The sequence below is a fragment of the Thomasclavelia spiroformis DSM 1552 genome (assembly GCF_025149465.1).
GTDB classification, from domain to species: domain Bacteria; phylum Bacillota_I; class Bacilli_A; order Erysipelotrichales; family Coprobacillaceae; genus Thomasclavelia; species Thomasclavelia spiroformis.
Genome location: NZ_CP102275.1, coordinates 1,710,345 through 1,729,396, shown reverse-complemented (window position 1 = coordinate 1,729,396; position 19,052 = coordinate 1,710,345). Strand labels below are relative to the sequence as shown.

Below are 19,052 nucleotides of genomic sequence, written 5' to 3'. Positions count from 1 at the left end.
GTTTTTTTAAAAAAAAGAATTGATTTAATCAAAGTTTTTTTTATCAAAAGAAGAAAAGTGTAATTTTTTTGAAGAAAAGTCTTGCAAAATTAATATATATGTTATATTATATAAAGGCAGTCCGGTGAAAGACACGGAAAAGTGAAGAAAAAATATTAATGGTTCCATGGCCAAGTTGGTAAGGCAGCAGACTGCAACTCTGTTATCATCGGTTCGAGTCCGGTTGGAACCTCCATTAAGTGCCCAGGTGGCGAAACTGGTAGACGCACAGGACTTAAAATCCTGCGGACCTTAAAATCCGTGCCGGTTCGATTCCGGCCCTGGGCACCATTTAACAAAAAAAGGACTTGCAAAAGCTTGAGAAAGATGTTAGAATATGGAAGCGTTGTAAGGAAGAAGAAGCGCTAGTAGCTCAACTGGATAGAGTGCTTGACTACGGATCAAGAGGTTGTGGGTTCGATTCCTGCCTAGCGCGCCATTTAAAAAAGCAAAAAGCGGGAAGTAGCACAGCTTGGTAGTGCACCTGGTTTGGGACCAGGGGGTCGCAGGTTCAAATCCTGTCTTCCCGACCATTTAAAAAATAAGAATTGGGGCCTTAGCTCAGCTGGGAGAGCACCTGCCTTGCACGCAGGGGGTCAGCGGTTCGATCCCGCTAGGCTCCACCAATATTAGATTATAGCATTGCTGTAGTTGATTACGGCGGGGTAGCTCAGTTGGCTAGAGCAATCGGTTCATACCCGGTGGGTCGGGGGTTCGAATCCCTTCCCCGCTACCAATTAAATATGAGGTACCCGTAAGAGACAAACAACAAGGACCCTTAGCTCAGTTGGTTAGAGCTATCGGCTCATAACCGATCGGTCGTTGGTTCGAGTCCAACAGGGTCCACCAATAATGCGAGGGATTACCCAAGTCCGGCTGAAGGGATCGGTCTTGAAAACCGACAGGGGATTAACGTCCCGCGGGGGTTCGAATCCCTCATCCCTCGCCATTTATTTAAAAAAAGAATATCGCGGGATGGAGCAGTCTGGTAGCTCGTCGGGCTCATAACCCGAAGGTCGTTGGTTCAAATCCTTCTCCCGCAACCAAAATGGTCTGGTAGTTCAGTTGGTTAGAATGCCGCCCTGTCACGGCGGAGGTCGCGGGTTCGAGTCCCGTCCAGACCGCCAATTGGTTCCGTAGCTCAGTCGGTAGAGCAGAGGACTGAAAATCCTCGTGTCGCTGGTTCGATTCCGGCCGGAACCACCATTATAACTGTGTTAACAGTTTTTATTTTGGTCATTTAACAAAAAAAGGACTTGCAAAAGCTTGAGAAAGATGTTAGAATATGGAAGCGTTGTAAGGAAGAAGAAGCGCTAGTAGCTCAACTGGATAGAGTGCTTGACTACGGATCAAGAGGTTGTGGGTTCGATTCCTGCCTAGCGCGCCATTTAAAAAAGCAAAAAGCGGGAAGTAGCACAGCTTGGTAGTGCACCTGGTTTGGGACCAGGGGGTCGCAGGTTCAAATCCTGTCTTCCCGACCATTTAAAAAATAAGAATTGGGGCCTTAGCTCAGCTGGGAGAGCACCTGCCTTGCACGCAGGGGGTCAGCGGTTCGATCCCGCTAGGCTCCACCAATATTAGATTATAGCATTGCTGTAGTTGATTACGGCGGGGTAGCTCAGTTGGCTAGAGCAATCGGTTCATACCCGGTGGGTCGGGGGTTCGAATCCCTTCCCCGCTACCAATTAAATATGAGGTACCCGTAAGAGACAAACAACAAGGACCCTTAGCTCAGTTGGTTAGAGCTATCGGCTCATAACCGATCGGTCGTTGGTTCGAGTCCAACAGGGTCCACCAATAATGCGAGGGATTACCCAAGTCCGGCTGAAGGGATCGGTCTTGAAAACCGACAGGGGATTAACGTCCCGCGGGGGTTCGAATCCCTCATCCCTCGCCATTTATTTAAAAAAAGAATATCGCGGGATGGAGCAGTCTGGTAGCTCGTCGGGCTCATAACCCGAAGGTCGTTGGTTCAAATCCTTCTCCCGCAACCAAAATGGTCTGGTAGTTCAGTTGGTTAGAATGCCGCCCTGTCACGGCGGAGGTCGCGGGTTCGAGTCCCGTCCAGACCGCCAATTGGTTCCGTAGCTCAGTCGGTAGAGCAGAGGACTGAAAATCCTCGTGTCGCTGGTTCGATTCCGGCCGGAACCACCATTATAACTGTGTTAACAGTTTTTATTTTGGCCTGTTGGAGAAACGGTTAACTCACATGCCTTTCACGCATGCATTCACGGGTTCGAATCCCGTACAGGTCACCATTTAGTAAATTACAACCTTTAGGTTGTTTTTATTTTATATAAAGAGGTGTTATGATGAAATATAAAGAATTTAGGATGATGATTTTTTCGATTGTTATGTTTTTATTGATTAGCGGAGCATGTGTTTATTTTGCAATAGACCATAATAAATCAAAAGTAATTATTGGTCTAATATTATTATTTGTGCTTTTATCAATAATAACAACTAAGTATAATATGAAGATATTTAATGATTCAATGATGATTTATGAATACAAAGGAATTGGAATTTTACCGGCATTAATTGATTATAAGGATATTAAAGATGTTGAATTAATTAGTAAGCATAAAATAAAAATAAAGCATCGAACTTCATCTACTTTATATATATTGAATGCTCAAGAGTTTTATAATGAACTGATGGAAAGAATGAATGAATATAAAGATCAAATTGCAAAAGTAAATAAAAAATAAAAAAGCACTGTTAAGTGCTTTTTAGTTATCTTAATAAATTCCTTGAGATATCATTGCAGCTACGACTTTTTCAAATCCAGCGATATTTGCTCCTTTGATTAAGTCATATCCTAATCCATATTTTTCAGCAGCAGCAACTGATGAATTATGGATATCAATCATAATATTATGAAGTTTTTCATCAACTTCTTTTGCTGTCCAATTATAACGCATAGAGTTTTGTGACATTTCTAATGCAGATACAGCAACACCACCAGCATTAGCAGCTTTAGCAGGAGCTAAAATACCACCATTTGCTAAGAAGTAATGTACTGCTTCAGGAGTTGTTGGCATATTTGCACCTTCAACGATATATTTAACACCGTTAGCGATCAATTGTTTAGCTTCTTCTTCACCGATTTCATTTTGTGTAGCACATGGGAAAGCCATATCAACTTTTAATCCCCATGGTTTTTCACCTGGATGGAATTCACAACCAAATTTTTCAGCATAATCTTTTAATTTAATATCATTTGATTCACGGATTTTGCATAAGAAATCAATTTTTTCATCAGTAGTAATTCCTTCTGGATCATATACATATCCATCACGTCCAGAAATTGATACAACTTTAGCACCATATTCTCTTGCTTTTAAACAAACTCCCCATGCAACATTTCCATATCCGGAACATGCGATTGTTTTACCTTCATAAGTATCATTAAAATGAGCTAAAACTTCTTTTCCAAAATATACAGCTCCAAAACCTGTTGCTTCTGGTCTAATTAAACTTCCACCATATGGCATTGGTTTACCAGTTAATACGCCGTTTTCAAATGCCCCTTTAATACGTTTATATTGTCCGTATAAATATCCAATTTCACGAGCACCTGTTCCAATATCTCCAGCTGGTACGTCTACATCTGGTCCAATATGACGATATAATTCAGTCATAAAGCTTTGGCAGAAACGCATAATTTCATTGTCTGATTTTCCTTGTGGATCAAAATCAGAACCTCCTTTACCACCACCGATAGGTAATGTAGTTAAAGAGTTTTTAAATATTTGTTCGAATCCTAAAAATTTGATAATTCCTAAATTTACACTTGGATGTAATCTTAAACCACCTTTATATGGTCCAATTGCACTTGAAAATTGAACACGATAACCACGGTTAACATGAACCTGTCCATTATCATCCATCCATGGTACTTTAAACATTAAAGTTCTTTCTGGTTCTACTAATCTTTCTAAAATAGCTTGTTTTTCATATTCAGGATGAGCTTCAATTACCGGTTTTAAACTTTCAAGTACTTCTTCAACAGCTTGAATAAATTCCGGTTGATCTGCATTTTTTTCTTTTACTTGTGTTAATACTTTAGTAATATAATCCATATTGTTTCCTCCTTATATATTTAATATAATACTATTAAAGTGATAATAAATAAACATTTTAAAAAATAAATATTAAGATAATAATATTTTATTATTTAAGTTAATAATTTAATTAATAATCTACAAATTATTTCTTGACCTTAATTATTTATTTTGATAGGATATTAGGGTATGGATTGTTACTTTAAGCAGGCAAGACCAAATATAATATGCTTTTTTGCATACTTATATTTGGTCTTTATTTTTTTAATGATCCATCAAAATATATAATCATTAGACTATGATGAAGGAAAGGAAAGAAAATTATGAGAAAACAGGGAAGTAAACTTCTTTTAGTAGTTTTGACTTTTTTCATGATATTTGGATGTGTAAATGTATATCCGGTTAAAGCAAAAACTACTCAAAAAGAGTATGAGATTTATCCAAAGCCACACTCGATTAATTACGAAGAGGGCAATTATAGTATCGATGCTATTAATATTGTATATGAAAATGGAATTGATGCTGATACTAAAATTAGACTGAACGAAATTTTGACAACATATGAAATTGAAGGAAGTGTTTCAAAAGAAATTCAAAATGGAAAAACTAACATTTTAGTTGGAATTAATAATTCAGGTGAATTTGTTGATGAATATGTTAAAGCAAATTATTTATTGAATGATCCAGATTTATTTTCAAAATTAGATTCATATTTATTAACATCAAGAAATGATATTATTACAATTCTTGGTAAAGACAGCGATGCTGCATTTTATGGAATTACAAGTTTATATCATATTTTTAATCAATTAGATAATAATTCAATTTGTAATTTTACAATTGAAGACTATGCAGATGTAGCTAGTCGTGGATTTATTGAAGGATATTATGGAAATCCTTGGTCAACTGAAGATCGTGTTCAATTGATGAAATGGGGAGGATATTATAAATTAAATTCATATTTTTATGCTCCTAAAGATGATCCTAAACATAATGCAAAATGGCGTGAGTTATATAGTCAAGAAGAAATTGAAACAAAAATTAAACCATTAGCAAAAGCTGGTAATGAATCAAAATGTCGTTTTGTTTTTGCTTTACATCCATATATGAATAATCCAATTCGTTATAATTCTGAAGACAATTATCAAGCGGATTTAAAAGTTATGCAGGCAAAATTTGCTCAAGTTATTGAAGCTGGTGTACGTCAAATTGCAATTTTAGCTGATGATGCTGGAAATGTCGGAAGCCAAAATTATATAAGAACATTAAATGATATGACTGCTTGGATCAAAGAAATGCAAAAATCTTATCCAGATTTAAAACTTACATTACCATTTTGTACTCAAGAGTACATGTATAATGGAGAAAGCTATTATCGTGATTTTCCTGAAAATGTTCAAATTGTTATGACTGGTGGAAGAATTTGGGGAGAAGTATCACAAAATTTTACTAATACTTTTACAAATAATACAGGACGTGGTCCATATTTATGGATTAACTGGCCGTGTACAGATAATTCAAAAAAACATTTAATTATGGGTGGATATGATACTTTCTTACATCCAAATGTAGATCCTGAAAAGATTCAAGGAATTGTATTAAATCCAATGCAACAATCAGAACCAAGTAAAGTTGCAATTTTTGGTAACGCCTGCTATTCATGGAATATTTGGGAATCTAAAGAAGAAGCAAATCAATGCTGGAATGATTCATTTAAATATGTTGATCATAATAATTCAACTGAAACTGAAGCTTCAAATGCATTACGTGAACTTTCTAAACATATGATTAATCAAAATATGGATAGCCGTGTAACAGCATTACAAGAATCAGTTGATTTAAAAGATCGTTTAACAACATTTAAGGATTTATTAAATAAAGATGCTACAATCGATGAAGAACTTATTGATGATTTAATTAATGAATTTAAAATTTTACAAAGTGCTGCAAAAGTTTATCGTGAAAACGCTGGAGATAAGCGAATTAGAGATCAAATCATTTATTGGTTAAATTGTTGGGATGATACAACAAATGCTGCATTATCATTTTTAAACGGTATTAAAGCTTTACAGCAAGGTGCTGATAGTTCATTGATTTGGGAAAACTTTTCAGCTGGACAAAGTGCTTTTGCAAAATCTAAAACATATGGCTTTCATTATGTTGATCACCTTGAATATGCTGAAGTAGGGGTACAACATATCGTACCATTTATTAAAGCAATGGAATCTTATTTATCGCTTAAAGTTTCAACAATTGTTGATCCAGATAAGCAAGTAATTTCAGTTATTACTAACCGCAATGATACACCAACGCAATCAACTGATTTAATGTTAGATGGTAAAGATGATACTTTTGCTCAATGGAAAACACCTAATTCATCTAAAGTTGGAGAATATGTAGGAATTACATATACTAAAGCAATTGATTTAAAAGAAGTTAAATTCTTGATGTCAAATTCTGCAACAAACAATAAAAATACTTTTATTAAAGCAAAACTTCAATATACTGAAGATGGAAAAATTTGGAAAGATATTGAAGGAAGTGAAGTTGGAAACAAGGCATTACAACTTAGTGCAACTGGTTTAAATTTATCGGTTAAAGGAATTAGAGTTATTTGTAGTGAAGCTACACCAGATATTTGGCTAGCAATTCGTGAAATTTATGTAAACGGTAAAAGCATAAATAGTGTGGAAGATCAATTTAATCCAACTGTTATTAAAACTAATACATATCGTGTATATCAATCATACAATGAATCAAATTTAACAGATGGAAATGATAATACATTTGTATGGTATCAAACTAATAGTGGTGATATGAGTTTAGTTGGTGATTATGTTGGATTAGATCTAGGTAAAGTAGTTCCTATTGATAATGTTCGTTTTATTATGGGAAATGGTGATTATTGGAGTAATTATGATTTGGAATATTCATTAGATGGTAATGAATACACTAAATTTAAATCTTATAGTCAAGACACGAATAAAAAAATTGTTGAAGAAGATTTTAATGGTATTCAAGCTCGTTATGTTAGAGTTAAAAATACTAAAGATAAACATACTTGGTTAAAAATGTCAGCATTTGAAGTAACACCAATTTTATCTAGTGGTAATGTTGATACAAATAATGATGATTTAAAATCAATTACAATTGATATTACAAATGATACAGGATCAATTACTCCAAGTGATAATATTACATTAAATCCTCAAGAATATATTGGTTTAACTTTACCAAGAATTAGAGATTTATCTAATATTGATTTACAATTAGTAAATGGTGAAGATTTAACATTACAAGTATCAAAAAATAATGTTGATTGGCAAAATATTGATTTTAATGAATTGCCTGATGGACGTTATATAAGATTAATCAATCAAACAGATAAAGCGATTACTTTTAATATTACAAAATTTGTAGTTACATCTTTTGAAATTACAACACCAACATTATATGATACAAACTTTGGAATCACTCCAGGATGGGGAGAAAGTGAAGACTGTCGTGATAATGGAGCAGCATTTGATAATAACATTGATACAATTACTGAATTTGGTACTTTACCACAAAAAGGTCAATATGCAATTTATGATTTAGGTCAAGTACGTAATATCAATAAAATTGCAATGTATTGTCAAGATTCGGCTGTTAACTATCTTCGTGATGCAGAAATCTTGATTTCAAATGATTTAAATGAATGGACTAAAGTTATTACAATTGGAGATGGTATTGAAAATAAAAATGATGCTAATGTAAAATGTATCGATTCAGATGCTGGGTATAAAGCTTCAAGTACATATCCTAATAAAGTATATGTAGAAGGTAATGTAGATAACATCGAAGCTCGTTATTTAAAAATCTTAGCTACTGCAACTAATAATAATCGTGCTGTTGTATTTAATGAAATTGTTATTAATGATGGTGAATATGTTAAAGTTTCAAACAATCCAACATTTGCATCAAACGTAATTGAAGTAGCAGGTTTTGTCCCAGAAAATATGTTTGATGGTGATTTAACATCGGCATATAAACCAAATACTAAAGATGCTGGATATATTAGTTATACATTATCTGAAAAATTGGATGTTAAAAAAATAAATATTGTTCAAAGTGGTAGTGTATCTAAGGCTAAAGTTTTAGTGTTAGTTGACCAAGATGGTCAAAGACAATGGGTAGAAGTTGGAGCATTGGATAAATCATTAAATGAAATATACTTACCATTCTGGAATAATATCTATGAATTAAAGATTGAATGGGAAGTAAATAATATACCTACAATTGCTGAAATAGTTTTATTAAATGATTCAAAATATGGGGTTGATCATAGTGAATTAACAAACTATATCAATAGTTTAGAAATTAATGAATTAGAATATACAGCTTCATCATATCAAGCATTTTCAAAAGTATTAGCTGAAGCAAAAGCTATTAATAGTGATAATAATAGTAGTGCAAGTAGTGTTGATAAAGCTTTAGCTGATTTAAAAGAAGCTGTAAATAATTTAGTAAAACGTGGTAATACACAATTAATTAAAGATAAATTAACCGAAATTGAAGCATTAATTGAAACAGATTATTCACCAGAATCATGGCAAAAATTACAAGTAGTTGTCAATGAAGCTAGTGAGTTATTAAATAAAGATGCAGCTGAAATTACATTAGAAGAAGTGTCTAGTATTATTAATAAATTAGATGAAGCTATATCTAATTTAGAGATTAAAGCTGATAAATCATTGTTACAAATTGCTATAGAAGAAGCTAAAAAGATTACAGATGAACAATTAAATAAAGTTGTACCAATCGTTGTTGAAGAATTTAAAGCAGCTTTAGAAGAAGCTACAGAAATTTTAGCTGATGATAATGCAACTCAATCTAAAATCAATGCATCATTTGATCGACTTGCAAGTGTAATGCAAAAATTAGAATTCTATAAAGGTGATAAAAAGGCATTACAAGAATTAGTTAATAAAATTACATTACTAAATTCTAACGATTTTACTAAAATAAGCTGGGATCAATTAATACCTGTATTAAATATCGCCAATCAAATCTTAGCAAATGAAAATGCTTTAGTAAAAGAAGTAAATGATGCATACGAAGCATTAGTTAGAGCATATTTAAATTTAAGATATAAACCAAATAAAGATTTATTAGAAGATTTAATTAATACGGCTTCTAAATTAAATGCTAAAGATTATACAGTTGAAACATATAATTTATTACAAACAGTTTTAAAAGAAGCAAATAATGTTTTAATAAGCGAAACTGCAAGTCAAGAACAAATAAATCAAGCATATAATAACTTAAACAATGCAATTAAAAATTTAGTAAAAGTTAATCAAGAAATATCATCAAAACAAACAGCTTTAAAAACTGGAGATATATCGATTACACCATTTGTATTACTTGCAATGTTAAGTATTGTATGTTTACTTACAATTTGTAAAAAAGAAAATATTTAATTTAAAAGGCTGAGTTATACTCAGTCTTTTAATATAAAAATTTATCAAATTAAATAAAATTTATCTTTTAATTTAATAAAAAATATGATATATTGTATACAATGAGAGGTGGATAATATGAAAAAACTAATTAATTTACAATTACATCACCATCATTGGATTGCCTAGGGTTCTATCAACGTTGATACAACCCATTTTGTGTATAATATTTATGGGTGTATCTAATGGCAATTTGTTTATAAACGAGTCATTAGTAAATGACTCGTTTTTTTAATAGAAGGGGGAATTTAGGTGGAAGAATTTAAGTATTTAATACCAGAAGAGAGTATTGATGCAATTATTAGTAATGTATCAAGGTTAAGAGAAATTGAAAATGATTTAAGAAATATTTTTTCAAAAAACAATTATAAAGAAGTATTAATGCCTTCATTTGAATACGTTGATTTGTATAAACAATTAGATAGTGGTTTTGAACAAGAAAAGATGTTTCAATATATTAATCATGAAGGAAAAAATGTAGCGATGCGTTGTGATTTTACAATTCCTTTAGCTCGATTTTATTCAACTAATAGTTATGAAAATGAGGAAGCTAGATATTGTTATTTTGGTAAAGTGTATCGTAAAGAAACAATGCATAAAGGACGTTCTAGTGAGTTTTTTCAAGGTGGTGTAGAGTTGATTAATAAAGCAGGAATTGCTGGTGATAAAGAATGTTTGAATATGATTCAAGAATCATTACCACATTTAGGATTAAGTAATATCTTAATTGAGTTAGGATCAGCCGCATTTTTTAATCGCTTATGTTCTTTAGTTGGTGATAATACTGATGAATTAAAGGAAATATTGAAATATCGTGATATTAGTAAAATGAAAAGATTTGTTGCTAAAAATAACTTTGATAGTAAATTAAATTCATTACTATTAACATTACCAACAGCTTTTGGTTCTTTGGAATCATTAGAACCAATTATTGCTAATATCGATGATGAAATTCTTCAAGAAGCAATGAAACATTTAAAAGAATTATACAATTCATTGGATAATCAACAAAGTATTATCTTTGATTTAGGAATGGTACCGACAATGAAATACTACACTGGTTTGATGATTAAAGGTTATAGTGATAAATGTGCACAACCAATCATTTCTGGGGGAAGATATGATGATTTATTACCACGATTTAATAAAAACGTTGGTGCAATTGGTTTTTGTTATCACATGAATCATATTTTGAAAGCTTTAGATAAGGAGGGGGACAATCATGATTAAAATTGCGATTACTAAGGGAAGAATTGAAAAGCAAGTATGTAAATTGTTACAACAAGCTGGATTTGATATGGAACCGATTATTAATAAAGATCGCGAGTTATTAATTGCAACTAAAGATGGATTGGAAATGATTTTTGGTAAGGCTAATGATGTCGTGACTTTTTTAGAACATGGAATTGTTGATATTGGTTTTGTTGGAAAAGATACATTGGATGAAAGTGATTTTGAAGATTATTATGATTTAATAGATTTAAATATTGGTAAATGTTATTTTGCAGTTGCTGCATATCCACAATATCGTAATAAAAAATATGAACGTAGGAAAAAAATAGCAAGTAAGTATCCTAAGGTGGCTAAAAATTATTTTGGTAAAAAAGGCGAAGATGTCGAAATTATTAAGCTAGAAGGTTCTGTGGAATTAGGACCAGTAACGGGAATTAGTGATGCAATTGTTGATATTGTCGAGACAGGGTCAACTTTAAAAGCAAATGGATTAGAAGTAATTGAAAAGATAAGTGATATTTCAACTAGATTGATTGTCAATAAAGTAAGTTTTAAGTTTAAAAAAGATGAGATAATGAATTTAGTAAATAAATTAGAAGCAGTAACGGGGGAATAAAGATGTTAAAAGTTATTAATTATAATGGTAATTTAGAGGCAATTGCAGCCAAATTAGATAATCGTAAAGAAAGTGTAAGTAATGAAGTAAATGAAATAGTTTTAAAAATAATTGATGATATTAATAAACGTGGGGATGAAGCATTATTTGAATATTGTTTAAAATTTGATGGTTATAAAATTAATGATCAAAAAGATTTAGTTGTTAGTGAAAGTGAAAAAGAAGAAGCTTTAAAACAAGTTGATGAAGATTATTTACGAATTCTTGAAAGAACTAAAAATCAAATAATTGAATTCCACAAAAATCAAGTAGATAAATCATGGTCATTATTTAAAGATAATGGTGTGATTATGGGGCAAATGGTTCGTCCAATTGAACGGGTTGCTTTATATGTACCAGGTGGAACAGCTAGTTATCCTTCAACGGTATTAATGAATGCCCTGCCAGCTAAATTAGCCGGAGTTAAAGATTTAGTAATTATTACACCGGTTAAAGCAGATGGTAAAGTTAATCCAATTATTATTGCTGCTGCTAAGGTTTGTGGTATTGAAACAATTTATAAATTCGGTGGTGCTCAAGGTGTTGTAGCCATCGCACGGGGGACTAAAACAATTAAAAAAGTTGATAAAATTGTAGGACCTGGAAATATCTTTGTAGCTACTGCTAAGAAGTTAAGTTATGGTTTAGTTGATATTGATATGGTTGCAGGACCTAGTGAAGTACTAGTAATTGCTGATGAAAATGCTAATAGTAAATATATTGCGGCTGATTTAATGAGTCAGGCAGAACATGATAAATTAGCTAGTGCTTTGCTCGTTACAACAAGTAAAGATTTAGTTGAAAAAGTTAATCAGGAATTAAAACGACAAATAGAAACTTTATCAAGAAAAGAAATTATTGAAGAATCATTAAAAAACTATGGTGGTGCAATTATTGTTAAAGATATTGATAAAGCTTTTGAAGTATCTAATTATTTAGCTCCTGAACATTTAGAAGTATTAGTAGATAATCCAGTAAATACATTACCAAAAATAAAAAATGCCGGTTCGATTTTTTTAGGGGAATACTCACCAGAACCTTTAGGAGATTATATGAGTGGAACAAATCATGTTTTACCAACTGGTGGAACAGCTAAATTTTATTCAGCTTTGGGTGTATATGATTTTGTTAAATACTCATCATATAGTTATTATCCTAAAAATGTTTTAAGTGAATTTAAAGATGATGTAATTAAATTTGCAAAAAGTGAAGGGTTAGATGGACATGCTAATTCAATTGCAATAAGATTTGAGGAGGAGTAATATGCGAATTGGTAAAATAGAAAGAGAAACATTAGAAACTAAAATTATTGTTCAATTAGACTTAGATGGTAGTGGTAAAAGTGAGATTGATACAGGAATTGGTTTTTTTGATCATATGTTGACATTACTGGCATTTCATGGAAATTTTGATTTAATTGTTAAATGTGATGGGGATTTAAATGTCGATTGTCATCATACTATTGAAGATATTGGAATTGCTCTTGGTACATGTTTAAAAGAAGCTTTAGGGGATAAGCGAGGAATTAGGCGCTATGGGGCATTTACAATTCCTATGGATGAAGCTTTAGTTACAACTAATTTAGATATAAGTGGTCGTCAATTTTTGGTTTTTAATGTAGATTTAACATGTGAAAGAATTGGTACGTTTGAAACTGAAATGACTGAAGAATTTTTCCGTGCATTTGCATTCAATTCACTAATTACACTTCATATTAATGAACAATATGGAACTAATAATCATCATATTGTTGAAGCTATTTTTAAAAGTTTAGGTCGTGCTTTAAAAGAAGCTATTAGTATTGATGAATCAAATAAAGATAAAATCGTATCATCAAAAGGGGTACTTTAAAATCAAGAAGGGGGTAAAAATATGGTTGTAATTATTGATTACAATATTGGTAATTTAAGTAGTGTGGCATCGGCTTTAAAGCGAGTAGGAATCGAAGCAATTATTAGTCGCGATAAAGAAGAAATCTTAAATGCTGATGCTCTTGTTTTACCAGGTGTAGGGGCTTTTCCAGTAGCAATGAGTAATTTAAAGAAATATGATTTAATTGATTTATTAAATCAAAAAAAAGATGCTGGAACACCGATTTTAGGAATATGTTTAGGGATGCAAATTCTTTTTGAAAAAGGTTATGAAGTTAAGGAAACTAAAGGATTAGGATTTTTAAATGGTGAAATAGTATTTATGGATATTGATGAAAAAATTCCGCATATGGGATGGAATCAATTACATTTTAATCATGAACATCCAATTTTAAAAAATATTCATGAAAATGATGATGTTTACTTTGTCCATTCATTTATGGCTAAATGTCCTGATGACCAGTTAATTGCTTATACAGATTATGGTACTACAAAAATAACTGCAATAGCAGCTAAAGAAAATGTTATTGGGTGTCAGTTTCATCCAGAAAAAAGTGGAGCAGTAGGTAAACAAATTTTATTAGCGTTTAAGGAGATGATTGAATGTTAGTTATTCCAGCGATTGATTTAAAAGATGGTCAAGCTGTTAGATTATATAAAGGAGATTATAATCAAAAGACAGTTTATAGTAATAATCCTGAAGAATTAGCTAGAGAGTTTGAAACAATGGGAGCAAAATGGCTTCATGTTGTAGATTTAGATGGAGCTAAAGATGGAAAATGTATTAATTTAGAAACAATAAAAAAAATAAAACAAACTACTAATATGGCTGTGGAATTAGGTGGTGGGATTAGAAATATGGAAACAGTTGCTTTATATTTAGATGAAGTAGGAATTGATCGTGTAATTTTAGGAACTGCAGCTCTTAATGATTCAAAATTTTTAAAAGAAGCAATAAGTAAATATGGAGCAAAGAAAATTGTCGTTGGAGTTGATGTTAAAAATGGATATGTTTCAACTTCTGGTTGGTTAAAAACAAGTGATGTACCATATTTAGATTTTATTAAAGAACTAGAAAAAATAGGTGTTGAGTATATAGTTGTTACAGATATTAGTAAAGATGGAACTTTACAAGGACCAAATTTTAAGATGTATGAACAAATTACGAGTGAGTCTAAAATTAATTTTGTTGTATCAGGAGGGATTAAAGATAAACAAAATATTTTAGATGTTGCAAAAAAAGATTACTATGCTTGCATTGTAGGAAAAGCATATTATGAAGGAAAAGTTGATCTAAAGGAGGTTATCGCATGCTTACAAAACGGATAATTCCTTGTTTAGATATAAAAAATGGTAAAGTTGTAAAAGGGGTTAATTTTGTGGGATTAAAAGATGTTGGTGATCCCATTGATTTAGCTAAACGTTATGATGAACAATGTGCTGATGAAGTAGTATTTTTAGATATTACTGCAAGTTATGAAGAAAGAGATATTATTAAAGATTTAATTGAACGTGGTGCTAAAGAATTAACGATACCCCTTGCTGTAGGTGGCGGAATTAGAACGCTTGATGATTTTAGAATGATTTTAGCTAGTGGTGCTGATAAAGTATCAATAAATTCAGCAGCCATCAATAACCCTAATTTAATTAAAGAAGCAGCTGATGAATTTGGTGTACAATGTGTAGTTGTTGCAATTGATGCTAAAAAAAGAGATGGTGGCGGTTATGATGTATATGTTAAAGGTGGTCGTGAAAATACCGGAATTGATTTAATTGAATGGGTAACTAAATGTCAAGAACTTGGAGCTGGAGAAATCTTGCTTACTTCAATGGATGCTGATGGAACAAAAGCCGGTTATGATTTAGAAATGATAAATGCAGTATGTAATGTTGTTGATATTCCCGTTATTGCCAGTGGTGGCTGTGGTAGTATTCAAGATATTGTTGATGTTTTTGAAAAAACAAACTGTGATGCAGCATTGGTCGCTTCATTATTCCATTTTGGCGAAGCAACAGTTGAAGACGTTCGAAAAGAACTTAGAAAACATAATATAAATGTAAGGAGGGCAGTATAATGAAACCAGATTTTAAAAAGATGGAGCTAATTCCTGCAATTATCCAAGATTATCGAACTAATGAAGTATTGATGCTTGCTTATGTTAATGAAGAAGCATATAAAAAAATGTTAGAGACAAACCAAACATATTTTTATTCACGTAGTCGAGATGAACTTTGGCATAAGGGTCAAACATCTGGACATTTTCAAAATATTAAAGGAATGTATTTAGACTGTGATTTGGATACTTTATTGATTTATGTTGAACAAATCGGAGCAGCTTGTCATACTGGTGCTTATTCTTGTTTCTTTAATGAAATAAAGCCATTTAATAATATTAATATTTTTAAAAGCTTAGAAACCTTAATTAATGATCGCAAAATTAATCCAATTGAAAAATCATATACTAATTATTTACTAGATCAAGGTGTTGATAAAATTTGTAAAAAAGTTGGAGAAGAGGCTAGTGAAACGATTATTGCTGCTAAAAATAATGATAAAGAAGAATTGATTGGTGAAATTGGTGATTTATTTTATCATGTCTTTGTTTTAATGAATAATCAAGGAATTAGTTTAGAAGATATTGAAAATAAATTAAAAGAACGTCATAAAATTACTGGTAATAAAAAAGAATTTCATACACGTGGAGAATATTAAGATGAAATCAATTGATTATCATATTCATACTAAATTTTCTGGTGATAGTGATGCAAGTCCTGCTGACTATGTAAAACAAGCAATTAAAATGCAATTAGAAGAAATCTGTTTTACAGATCATCGTGATTTTGATTATCCAATTGATTCATTTGATTTAGATATAGCAACATATTATCAGGCCATTATGGCATTAAAAAAAGAATATCAAGATAAAATTAAAATTAAATGGGGAATTGAAATTGGTTTAGATTTAAATTCTTTTCAAGAAATCAATAATTTAATCAATCAATATCCATTCGATTTTGTTATCGGTTCAATTCATGTAATTAATCATACGGAATTTTATTATGGTGACTTTTTTAAAGGACTATCAAAAGAGCAGGCCCATCGTCATTTTTTTGAAGAAACATTAAAATGTGTTAAAGCATTTGATTGTTTTAATGTTTTAGGACATTTAGATTATATTATGCGTTATGGTCCTTATGATAATAAAAAAGTTGAACATGCTAAATATCAAGATATTATTGATGAAATATTTAAAACATTAATTGATAAAGGTAAAGGGATTGAGGTAAATACATCAGGTTATGCTGTTAATGGAAATTGTGGTTTTCCAAATTATAATCAAGTAAAACGTTATTTTGATTTAGGGGGAAGCGTAATTACTATTGGAACTGATAGTCATACAGTTGAGCGAATCGGTCAACATGTAGAAGATGTAAAAGAAAATTTAGAAAAAATAGGTTTTAAAGAAATTAGTACTTTTACTAATCGAATTATAGATAAGTGATGAAAACAATTTATCTTTTTTAGATTTAGACGGTGTTTTAAATAATCAAAAGATAATTCAAGAAAGTAAAAAAATGCAAGTTATCGATGAACAGAATTTGATTAATTTAAATAAATTAATTAAGACTATAAAAAAAGAGGATAATTGTTCAATTATCCTTAATTCATCATGGCAACTTGTCAATGAAAATATAGATATTTTAAAAAGTTATTTAAATAAATATGATTTAAGAATTGATGATTATTTAAAAATAGATAATCAAAAAAATAAAGGTGAGTTAATTATTGAATATTGTAATAAACATCAAATTTCATTTTTAGATATTTTAGTTATTGATGATGGTATGATTAGTGAAATAAAAGATCGTTTAATTAAATGTGATTTTAATCATGGTTTTACAGAAGTTGAATTACAAAAAGCAATCAAATTATTAAAGATGTAGAAATACATCTTTTATTTTTAGATTACTATTGACTTGAAGTCAACTTTAAGTTGTAAAATAATAGAGAGTTTTGAAGTACTCTTTATATTATATAAAAGGAGGACAAAAAATGGACACATTATTTCCTAGAGGAGAAAAAAACGAAGCTTTTAAAGAATATTTTGTAGGACAAAGTTATTTAAATATGCTAACAACAATAGGGGTAGCAATTGGAAATGTAACTTTTGAACCTGGATGTCGCAATAACTGGCACATTCATCATAAAGGAGGACAAATCTTACTAGTAACTAATGGTCGTGGATATTATCAAGAATGGGGAAAACCAGCTCAAGAATTAAAACCTGGTGATGTGGTGAATATTCCTCCAGAAGTTAAGCATTGGCATGGGGCAGCTAAGGATAGTTGGTTTTGCCATTTAGCAATCGAGGTTCCAGCTAAAGATGCATCAAATGAATGGTTAGAACCAGTAAGTGATGAAGATTATTTAAAATTAAAATAGGAGTAAAATTATGATGGATAGACCGTATATATTTTGTCATATGTTAATGTCACTTGATGGAAAGATCGTTGGAAAATATATGGATACAAAAGAATGTGATGAGCCTAGTGAGCAATTTTATGAAATTGCTTTTGGTAAAAATGCATATTATAAACATCAAGGGTGGCTTTCTGGAAGGGTAACAACAGATGATAATTTTACAATGTATCGTAAACCTAAGTTAGATAAGACAGCACCAATAGTGCCATCAGGTGATTTTATTGCAGATGGTAATTATTCAATGTATTATGTATCTATTGATCCATTAGGTAAATTAGGGTGGCAAAGTAACACTTTGACATATGAAACTACTACAGCTCATGTACTAGAGGTTTTAACTGAAAAAGCTAGTAGTGCTTATAAAGCAATGCTTAGAAAATTAAATATTTCATATGTTATTGTTGGAAAAGATGAGTTGGATTATAAACTTTTAATGGAAAAACTATATCATAAATTTAATATAAAGACATTAATGTTAGGTGGAGGAGGTGTTTTAAACTGGTCATTTATTCAAACAGGATTATGTGATGAATTAAGTTTAGTAATGGCGCCAGTTGCTGATGGGGCCAGCCAATCACCTTCAATTTTTGAAACTAAAGAAGATTTAACTAGTGATAAACCAGTTGGTTTTGAATTAAAAAATGTTGAAGTATTAGAAAATGGTGGTATTTGGTTACGTTATCTTATAAAAAATTAATGGAGGTATTAAAAATGGAGAAAAAAATATTAGTTAGTTATTTTTCATGTAGTGGAGTTACTAAAAATGTTGGTCATCGTATTGCTTCATTAATAGAAGGTGATGAATATGAAATTAAGCCGAAAATCCCATATACTGCAGCTGATTTAAATTGGATGGATAAAAATAGTCGCAGTACAATTGAAATGAAAGATGCTTCATCTCGTCCAGAAATTGGGGATACTTGTACAAATATGGACGAATATGATGTAATTTTTGTTGGTTTTCCAATTTGGTGGTATGTTGCTCCAACAATCATTAATACTTTTTTAGAAAGTTACGATTTTTCAAATAAAACAATTGTTCCATTTTGTACATCAGGAGGTAGTGGTGTAGGTAAAACTGATTCAATTCTTCATCAATCATGTAATGATTTAGTAAATTGGAAACCATGTAAATTATTAAAAAGTAATATGAGTGATCAAGATATATTAAATTGGATAAATAGTTTAAATATATAAATAATA

16 protein-coding genes and 21 tRNA genes are annotated in these 19,052 nt (G+C 31.0%); 36 read left to right on the top strand and 1 reads right to left on the bottom strand.

The window, feature by feature from the left end; all coding sequences use genetic code 11:
- The first annotated feature begins 160 nt into the window (after nt 1-160).
- The 22 genes from NQ543_RS08335 (at nt 161) to NQ543_RS08230 (ending at nt 2,750) form a co-directional block, all read left to right on the top strand.
- A tRNA-Cys gene (locus NQ543_RS08335) sits at nt 161-235 on the top strand.
- A gap of 6 nt (nt 236-241) precedes the next feature.
- Nucleotides 242-330, top strand: a tRNA-Leu gene (locus NQ543_RS08330).
- Between the two features lie 71 nt (nt 331-401).
- Nucleotides 402-478: transfer RNA gene (locus NQ543_RS08325), tRNA-Arg, on the top strand.
- Between the two features lie 17 nt (nt 479-495).
- Nucleotides 496-572 (top strand) — tRNA-Pro (locus tag NQ543_RS08320).
- A 17-nt stretch (nt 573-589) separates the two neighbouring features.
- Nucleotides 590-665: transfer RNA gene (locus NQ543_RS08315), tRNA-Ala, on the top strand.
- Between the two features lie 33 nt (nt 666-698).
- A tRNA-Met gene (locus tag NQ543_RS08310) sits at nt 699-775 on the top strand.
- Between the two features lie 36 nt (nt 776-811).
- A tRNA-Ile gene (locus NQ543_RS08305) sits at nt 812-888 on the top strand.
- 7 nt (nt 889-895) lie between these two features.
- A tRNA-Ser gene (locus NQ543_RS08300) sits at nt 896-988 on the top strand.
- A 20-nt stretch (nt 989-1,008) separates the two neighbouring features.
- A tRNA-Met gene (locus NQ543_RS08295) sits at nt 1,009-1,085 on the top strand.
- Nucleotides 1,086-1,089: 4 nt separating this feature from the next.
- Nucleotides 1,090-1,166: transfer RNA gene (locus NQ543_RS08290), tRNA-Asp, on the top strand.
- 3 nt (nt 1,167-1,169) lie between these two features.
- Nucleotides 1,170-1,245: transfer RNA gene (locus NQ543_RS08285), tRNA-Phe, on the top strand.
- 104 nt (nt 1,246-1,349) lie between these two features.
- Nucleotides 1,350-1,426 (top strand) — tRNA-Arg (locus NQ543_RS08280).
- A 17-nt stretch (nt 1,427-1,443) separates the two neighbouring features.
- Nucleotides 1,444-1,520: transfer RNA gene (locus tag NQ543_RS08275), tRNA-Pro, on the top strand.
- A 17-nt stretch (nt 1,521-1,537) separates the two neighbouring features.
- Nucleotides 1,538-1,613, top strand: a tRNA-Ala gene (locus tag NQ543_RS08270).
- A 33-nt stretch (nt 1,614-1,646) separates the two neighbouring features.
- Nucleotides 1,647-1,723 (top strand) — tRNA-Met (locus NQ543_RS08265).
- A gap of 36 nt (nt 1,724-1,759) precedes the next feature.
- Nucleotides 1,760-1,836 (top strand) — tRNA-Ile (locus tag NQ543_RS08260).
- 7 nt (nt 1,837-1,843) lie between these two features.
- A tRNA-Ser gene (locus NQ543_RS08255) sits at nt 1,844-1,936 on the top strand.
- Between the two features lie 20 nt (nt 1,937-1,956).
- A tRNA-Met gene (locus NQ543_RS08250) sits at nt 1,957-2,033 on the top strand.
- A gap of 4 nt (nt 2,034-2,037) precedes the next feature.
- A tRNA-Asp gene (locus tag NQ543_RS08245) sits at nt 2,038-2,114 on the top strand.
- Between the two features lie 3 nt (nt 2,115-2,117).
- A tRNA-Phe gene (locus NQ543_RS08240) sits at nt 2,118-2,193 on the top strand.
- Between the two features lie 28 nt (nt 2,194-2,221).
- Nucleotides 2,222-2,297, top strand: a tRNA-Glu gene (locus NQ543_RS08235).
- A gap of 51 nt (nt 2,298-2,348) precedes the next feature.
- Nucleotides 2,349-2,750: a hypothetical protein gene (locus tag NQ543_RS08230; RefSeq protein ID WP_004608800.1), complete on the top strand. Its 402-nt coding sequence runs from the start codon at nt 2,349-2,351 to the stop codon at nt 2,748-2,750.
- Between the two features lie 30 nt (nt 2,751-2,780).
- Here the strand turns inward: NQ543_RS08230 and gdhA are convergent, their stop codons facing one another.
- On the bottom strand, nt 2,781-4,124 hold the full coding sequence (gdhA, locus tag NQ543_RS08225) for an NADP-specific glutamate dehydrogenase (RefSeq protein WP_004608799.1): 1,344 nt from the start codon (nt 4,122-4,124) through the stop codon (nt 2,781-2,783).
- Nucleotides 4,125-4,429: 305 nt separating this feature from the next.
- Between gdhA and NQ543_RS08220 the strand changes: the two genes are divergently transcribed.
- From NQ543_RS08220 to NQ543_RS08155, 14 genes are all read left to right on the top strand, one after another.
- The gene (locus NQ543_RS08220) at nt 4,430-9,568 is read left to right on the top strand and encodes a beta-N-acetylglucosaminidase domain-containing protein (RefSeq protein ID WP_004608798.1); all 5,139 of its coding nucleotides are present in this window, start codon (nt 4,430-4,432) and stop codon (nt 9,566-9,568) included.
- A 291-nt stretch (nt 9,569-9,859) separates the two neighbouring features.
- Complete coding sequence (locus NQ543_RS08215) at nt 9,860-10,837, top strand: ATP phosphoribosyltransferase regulatory subunit (RefSeq protein ID WP_004608797.1); 978 nt, start codon at nt 9,860-9,862, stop codon at nt 10,835-10,837.
- On the top strand, nt 10,830-11,456 hold the full coding sequence (hisG, locus tag NQ543_RS08210) for an ATP phosphoribosyltransferase (protein ID WP_004608796.1): 627 nt from the start codon (nt 10,830-10,832) through the stop codon (nt 11,454-11,456). Before NQ543_RS08215 ends, hisG begins: the two co-directional genes overlap by 8 nt.
- Nucleotides 11,457-11,458: 2 nt before the next feature.
- Complete coding sequence (gene hisD, locus NQ543_RS08205; protein ID WP_004608795.1) at nt 11,459-12,757, top strand: histidinol dehydrogenase; 1,299 nt, start codon at nt 11,459-11,461, stop codon at nt 12,755-12,757.
- A 1-nt stretch (nt 12,758) separates the two neighbouring features.
- Nucleotides 12,759-13,346 (top strand): imidazoleglycerol-phosphate dehydratase HisB, encoded by a 588-nt coding sequence (hisB, locus tag NQ543_RS08200; RefSeq protein WP_004608794.1) that lies wholly within the window; start codon nt 12,759-12,761, stop codon nt 13,344-13,346.
- A 21-nt stretch (nt 13,347-13,367) separates the two neighbouring features.
- Nucleotides 13,368-13,976 carry an imidazole glycerol phosphate synthase subunit HisH gene (hisH, locus tag NQ543_RS08195; RefSeq protein ID WP_004608793.1) on the top strand — a complete coding sequence of 203 codons (609 nt, stop codon included), beginning with the start codon at nt 13,368-13,370 and terminating at the stop codon, nt 13,974-13,976.
- A complete protein-coding gene (gene hisA, locus NQ543_RS08190) occupies nt 13,970-14,695 on the top strand; it encodes a 1-(5-phosphoribosyl)-5-[(5-phosphoribosylamino)methylideneamino]imidazole-4-carboxamide isomerase (RefSeq protein ID WP_004608792.1) in 726 nt (241 codons plus the stop codon). The genes hisH and hisA overlap by 7 nt, the downstream gene beginning before the upstream one ends.
- A complete protein-coding gene (gene hisF, locus NQ543_RS08185; RefSeq protein WP_004608791.1) occupies nt 14,677-15,441 on the top strand; it encodes an imidazole glycerol phosphate synthase subunit HisF in 765 nt (254 codons plus the stop codon). The genes hisA and hisF overlap by 19 nt, the downstream gene beginning before the upstream one ends.
- Nucleotides 15,441-16,079 carry a bifunctional phosphoribosyl-AMP cyclohydrolase/phosphoribosyl-ATP diphosphatase HisIE gene (hisIE, locus tag NQ543_RS08180; RefSeq protein WP_004608790.1) on the top strand — a complete coding sequence of 213 codons (639 nt, stop codon included), beginning with the start codon at nt 15,441-15,443 and terminating at the stop codon, nt 16,077-16,079. Before hisF ends, hisIE begins: the two co-directional genes overlap by 1 nt.
- 1 nt (nt 16,080) lies before the next feature.
- Nucleotides 16,081-16,869: a histidinol-phosphatase HisJ family protein gene (locus NQ543_RS08175; RefSeq protein WP_039903454.1), complete on the top strand. Its 789-nt coding sequence runs from the start codon at nt 16,081-16,083 to the stop codon at nt 16,867-16,869.
- A complete protein-coding gene (locus tag NQ543_RS08170; protein ID WP_187362848.1) occupies nt 16,862-17,311 on the top strand; it encodes an HAD domain-containing protein in 450 nt (149 codons plus the stop codon). The genes NQ543_RS08175 and NQ543_RS08170 overlap by 8 nt, the downstream gene beginning before the upstream one ends.
- Before the next feature lie 109 nt (nt 17,312-17,420).
- Nucleotides 17,421-17,810 (top strand): cupin domain-containing protein, encoded by a 390-nt coding sequence (locus NQ543_RS08165; protein ID WP_004608787.1) that lies wholly within the window; start codon nt 17,421-17,423, stop codon nt 17,808-17,810.
- Between the two features lie 13 nt (nt 17,811-17,823).
- Nucleotides 17,824-18,546: a RibD family protein gene (locus NQ543_RS08160; RefSeq protein WP_039903545.1), complete on the top strand. Its 723-nt coding sequence runs from the start codon at nt 17,824-17,826 to the stop codon at nt 18,544-18,546.
- Nucleotides 18,547-18,560: 14 nt separating this feature from the next.
- Nucleotides 18,561-19,046 carry a flavodoxin gene (locus tag NQ543_RS08155; protein ID WP_039903542.1) on the top strand — a complete coding sequence of 162 codons (486 nt, stop codon included), beginning with the start codon at nt 18,561-18,563 and terminating at the stop codon, nt 19,044-19,046.
- Nucleotides 19,047-19,052: the final 6 nt, after the last annotated feature.